This is a genomic window from Mycolicibacterium arseniciresistens, from assembly GCF_030519285.1.
In the GTDB taxonomy this organism is placed as follows: domain Bacteria; phylum Actinomycetota; class Actinomycetes; order Mycobacteriales; family Mycobacteriaceae; genus Mycobacterium; species Mycobacterium arseniciresistens.
In genome coordinates this window covers 1-4,475 of sequence record NZ_JAUMSQ010000118.1, presented here as the reverse complement: position 1 = coordinate 4,475, position 4,475 = coordinate 1, and the positions used below count along the sequence as shown (strand labels likewise).

At 71.5% G+C, this 4,475-nt stretch carries 6 protein-coding genes; 3 read left to right on the top strand and 3 right to left on the bottom strand.

Translation table 11 applies throughout. The features are described 5' to 3' along the window. Together Q2100_RS31890 and Q2100_RS16280 are read left to right on the top strand one after the other, a co-directional pair. Positions 1-151 (top strand): DUF7782 domain-containing protein (locus Q2100_RS31890; RefSeq protein ID WP_456094138.1); only part of this gene is annotated, 151 nt, incomplete at its 5' end. Between the two features lie 81 nt (positions 152-232). Next, positions 233-1,756: an aldehyde dehydrogenase family protein gene (locus tag Q2100_RS16280; RefSeq protein ID WP_302914920.1), complete on the top strand. Its 1,524-nt coding sequence runs from the start codon at positions 233-235 to the stop codon at positions 1,754-1,756. Positions 1,757-1,763: 7 nt separating this feature from the next. Here the strand turns inward: Q2100_RS16280 and Q2100_RS16275 are convergent, their stop codons facing one another. Further along, positions 1,764-2,543 carry a class I SAM-dependent methyltransferase gene (locus tag Q2100_RS16275; RefSeq protein WP_302914919.1) on the bottom strand — a complete coding sequence of 260 codons (780 nt, stop codon included), beginning with the start codon at positions 2,541-2,543 and terminating at the stop codon, positions 1,764-1,766. A gap of 72 nt (positions 2,544-2,615) precedes the next feature. On the opposite strand from Q2100_RS16275, the gene Q2100_RS16270 reads away from it, so the two are divergent. After that, positions 2,616-3,347: a YqjF family protein gene (locus Q2100_RS16270; protein ID WP_302914918.1), complete on the top strand. Its 732-nt coding sequence runs from the start codon at positions 2,616-2,618 to the stop codon at positions 3,345-3,347. Here the strand turns inward: Q2100_RS16270 and Q2100_RS16265 are convergent. Together Q2100_RS16265 and Q2100_RS16260 are read right to left on the bottom strand one after the other, a co-directional pair. Continuing rightward, positions 3,344-4,201 carry an SDR family oxidoreductase gene (locus Q2100_RS16265; protein ID WP_302914917.1) on the bottom strand — a complete coding sequence of 286 codons (858 nt, stop codon included), beginning with the start codon at positions 4,199-4,201 and terminating at the stop codon, positions 3,344-3,346. The two genes, Q2100_RS16270 and Q2100_RS16265, sit on opposite strands and share 4 nt — an antisense overlap. 21 nt (positions 4,202-4,222) lie before the next feature. Further along, positions 4,223-4,475, bottom strand: a 253-nt coding sequence (locus Q2100_RS16260; RefSeq protein WP_302914916.1) for a YbaK/EbsC family protein, incomplete at its 5' end; no start/stop codon positions are given.

The window sequence follows — 4,475 nt, the reverse complement described above, 5'->3', positions numbered from 1 at the left end:
GCTGGCGGGCTGCCGCGGCGAGGTGCCGCTGGGCACGCTGATCGAGCTGCTGGCCGCGTTCCACGGCGTCGAGGCCGATGCACTCGCGGCGGCCGCGCTGCCGGTGGTGCGGGAGGCGGTCGGCCGCGGAATCCTCTACGAGGCGCACTGAGAGATCGCGGGGGCGAAATCAGCGAAAACTGACGTAGTGGACGGGCTGTCGCCGGCCGGGCGTCGGTGTGATGCTCTTCACATGACCGATCTCGCTTCGCGGCCCGACGTCGCCGTCATCGACGTACGCAACCCGGCCAACGGCCGAACCGTCGGCACGGTGCCGATCCACTCCGCCGAGACCGTCGCCGCCCGGGCGCGCGAGCTGCGCGCGGCGCAACCCGAGTGGGAGGCGATGGGCCCGCGCGGGCGCAAACGCTGGCTGCTCGCATTCCAGGAGTGGGTTCTCGACAACGCCGAGCGACTCGCCGACGTGCTGCAGTCCGAAACCGGGAAGACCCGTGCGGACGCGAGCGCCGAACCGACGTGTGTGGCCGACTCGCTGAACTACTGGGGCGGGCACGCCGAGCGGTTCCTCGCCGACGAGCGGCCTGCGTCGCTGAACCCGTTGACCATCACCAAGAAGCTCACGACGGTGTACCGCCCGTATCCGGTCGTCGGCGTGATCACGCCGTGGAACTTCCCGTTCGTGATGCCCGGGATGGACGTGATACCCGCGCTGGCCGCAGGGGCCGCCGTGCTGCTCAAGCCGTCGGAGGTGACGCCGCTGTCGGCCGTCGAGTTCGCCCGCGGCTGGGCCGAGGTCGGTGCGCCGCCGGTGCTCGCCGTGTGCACCGGACGCGGCGAGACCGGCGCCGCGCTGATCGACAACGTCGACTATCTGCAGTTCACCGGTTCGACCGCGACCGGACGCAAGGTCGCCGTCGCGTGTGCCGAGCGCCTGCTGCCCTTCAGCCTCGAGCTCGGCGGTAAGGACCCCGCCGTGGTGCTGGCCGACGCGGACCTCGATCGGGCGGCCAACGGCATCGCCTGGGGCGGCCTGTTCAACGCCGGGCAGGTGTGCGTCTCGGTCGAGCGCGTCTACGTCGAGGCACCGGTGTACGACGCCTTCGTCTCCCGGCTCGCGCAGACGGTGAGCGGCCTGCGTCAGGGTGAGGACGACCGCGGATACCGCTTCGATGTGGGCGCACTGGCCACCGCGGCGCAGCGCGACATCGTGGCGCGCCACGTCGACTCCGCGGTGGCCGCGGGCGCGCGGGTGCTGACCGGCGGCAAGCCGACCGGTGTCGGCACCTTCTTCGAGCCGACCGTGCTGGTGGACGTCGACCATTCGATGGCGTGCATGACCGAGGAGACGTTCGGACCGACCCTGCCGGTGATGAAGGTCGCCGACGAGGACGAGGCCGTCCGGCTGGCCAACGACTCGCCCTACGGGCTTTCGGCGACGGTGTGGACCGCCGACCTCGAGCGCGGTGAACGCATCGCCCGCCGCCTCGACGCCGGAGCGGTCAACATCAACGACGCGATGTCCAACGTCTTCTCCTATGCGGTGCCGATGGGCGGATGGAAGAACTCCGGCGTCGGCGCCCGCTACGGCGGCGCTGCCGGTGTGCTCAAATACTGCCGGCCACAGGCGATCACGACGCCGCGCATGCCGACGCCGAAGAAAGAGCTGATCTGGTATCCGGTTTCGCGGCGACGGAGCCGGTTCGCCTTCGGCATGGTCCGCGCCGCAGCCGCCCGCGGCAGGCGCCGGCTCGGCTGAGCGGCGGTCACCCCCGCCGCAGGGCGCTCACCACGACGTAGGGCGAGGTGAACGTCACCGTGCCCGAGGAGTCCACGTGCCCGCGCAGGGCGGCCTCGAACGCGGCGCCCAGCCGCTCGCGCTGCGCGTCGTCGACCCGACGGAACGTCTCGACGTGCATCGGGGACTCCTCGCGCAGGAAATGCATTGCCGCGTCCAGGGATTCGAACTCCCAGGTGTGCCGTGCCCGCCGGATTTCGACGGCGTCACAGCCGGGTGCGAGGCGGTCGGCGATGGTTTCCTCGTCGCCCCACTGGTCGGGCGAGAACCCCGACCGCTCGGGCGGGCCGAGCACCTCGACCACCGGGTCGAACAGCGGGTTGTGCGTGTCGCGCACCCACGACGAGAACGCGAACACGCCGCCGCCGCGGAGCAGCCGGTTCACCTCGGCGACCTGGCGGTCGGGGTCGACGAAGATGATGCCCATGTTGGACACCACCGCGTCGAACGACGCGGCGGGCAGTCCCGTGTCGGACGCGTCGCCGGTCCGCCAGTCCACCGCACCGTCGGTGTCGTGCCGTGCGGCGATGGCGACGAGGTCCGGCGTGATGTCCACACCGGTCACCTGCGCGCCGCGGGCGGCGGCCGTCAACGCCGCGTTGCCGGTGCCGCAGGCGAGGTCCAGCAGCGCCGTCCCGGCCAGCGGGCGTCGCCCGTCGACGGCGTCCACCACCTCCCCGGCGATGTGCGCGATGCGCTGGGCAACGGCTTCGTAGCGGCCGGCTGACCACATCGTCGGCGAAGACATCGCACCAGCGTGCCACGATGACTGGGTGGACAGTGGTGCCGCTCGCCGGCCCGCACGAGCAGAAGGTGCCATGTGACCTTCCCGGTGACGGCGCCGGTGTTGCCGCGCCCGGTGTTCTTCGACCAGTTCTGGTCGGAGCTCACGTTCGTGCACTGGCCGGTCGACCCCGGCTCCGTCGCCCATCTCTACCCCGCCGGCACCCGCCCCGACGTGTTCGGCGACGGCCTCACCTACGTGGGGCTGGTGCCGTTCGTCATGCGTCACACCCGGTTCGGCACCACGGTGCCACTGCCGTACTTCGGGTCGTTCGCCGAGACCAACGTCCGGCTGTACTCGGTCGACGGGGCGGGCCGCCACGGCGTGCTGTTCCGGTCGCTGGAGACGCAGCGCGCCGCGGTGGTGCCGGTGACGCGGATCGGACTCGGAGTGCCCTACACGTGGGCGAAGATGCGGGTCGCCCGGTCCGGCCGTCGGGTGTCGTACTCGAGCGTGCGCCGGTGGCCTCGCCGTGGACTGCGCAGCGCACTGACGGTCGACATCGGCGACCGTGTCGAGCCGACGCCGCTCGAGGTCTGGCTGACCGCACGCTGGGGTGCGCACACCCGCAGAGCGGGCCGGACATGGTGGTTCCCGAACGAGCACGTCACCTGGCCGCTGCACGCGGCGGACGTCGTCGCACTCGACGACGACCTGGTGTCCGCCGCGGGCGTCACGACGGCGGGTGAGCCGCTGCGTGCGCTGTACTCGGCGGGAGTGCACGCCCGCTTCGGGCGGCCGAGCCGGGTGACCCAGGTGGGGTCCTAGGGCGCCGAGTACCCGGGTGGGTTGGGGGTGTCCACCCACAGGTCGACGCCCAGGTCGGAGCCGGGCACGCAGTCGTAGACCGACAGGTCGGTGACCCCGGAGTCGAGCAGCACGTCCTCGCACAGCAGGCTCTGGCCGGTGAACTCCCGCGCCGGCCTGGTCACGATCGCGTACGCCGCGTCGGAGTAGACCTCGGGTTTGCGTGCCCTGGCCATCGCCTCGTCGCCGCCGAGCAGGTTCTGCACCGCGGCCGTGGCCACCATCGTGCGCGGCCACAGGGTGTTCGACGCGATGCCCTCGTCGCGCAGCTCCTCGGCGATCCCCAACGCGCACAACGTCATCCCGAACTTCGCCATCATGTACGCGGTCGGGGTGAGCCACTGCTGTTCGAGCCTGATCGGCGGTGACAGCGTCAGGATGTGCGGGTTCTCCCTGCCCTTCATGTGCGGGATGCAGGCCTGGGACACCGCGTAGGTGCCGCGCACCTGGATGCCGTTCATCAGGTCGAACCGCTTGAGCGGCACCTCCTCGACCGAGCCGAGGTTGATCGCCGAGGCGTTGTTGACGCAGATGTCGATGCCGCCGAACCGTTCGACGGCCTGGGCCACCGCCGCGGTCACCGAGTCGCCGTCACGGATGTCGCCGACGATCGGCAGCGCCTGCCCGCCGGCCTTCTCGATCTCCTCGGCCGCGGTGTACACCGTGCCCTCGAGCTTGGGGTGGGGTTCGGCGGTCTTGGCGATCAGCGCGACGTTCGCGCCGTCGGCGGCGGCGCGCTTGGCGATCGCCAGGCCGATGCCGCGGCTGGCGCCGGAGATGAACATGGTCTTCCCGGAGAGGGGCTTGGCTACCATGGGGTCACCATATGCCCGGCGTCAGGCCGTGATGTCGGCGGTGACCGCATCGGTGAGCCGCACCAGATCGGCAGGCGCCACCGCGACGTCCCAGCCGCGCTTTCCCGCACTGCACAGCACCCGGTCCCAGCGCAGCGCCGAGGCGTCGACGACCGTCGGCAACGGCCTGCGCTGCCCGAAGGGCGAGATGCCACCGAGCACGTAACCGGTCGACCGTTCGGCCGCGGCACGTTCGGCCATCGCCACCTTCGGGACGCCGAGCGCCGCGGCCGCC

Bases quoted from the DNA above. Each gene is read 5' to 3' on its own strand.
- Q2100_RS16280 (WP_302914920.1), top strand. From the start codon at position 233: ATGACCGATCTCGCTTCGCGGCCCGACGTCGCCGTCATCGACGTACGC.
- Q2100_RS16275 (WP_302914919.1), bottom strand. From the start codon at position 2,543: ATGTCTTCGCCGACGATGTGGTCAGCCGGCCGCTACGAAGCCGTTGCC.
- Q2100_RS16265 (WP_302914917.1), bottom strand. From the start codon at position 4,201: ATGGTAGCCAAGCCCCTCTCCGGGAAGACCATGTTCATCTCCGGCGCC.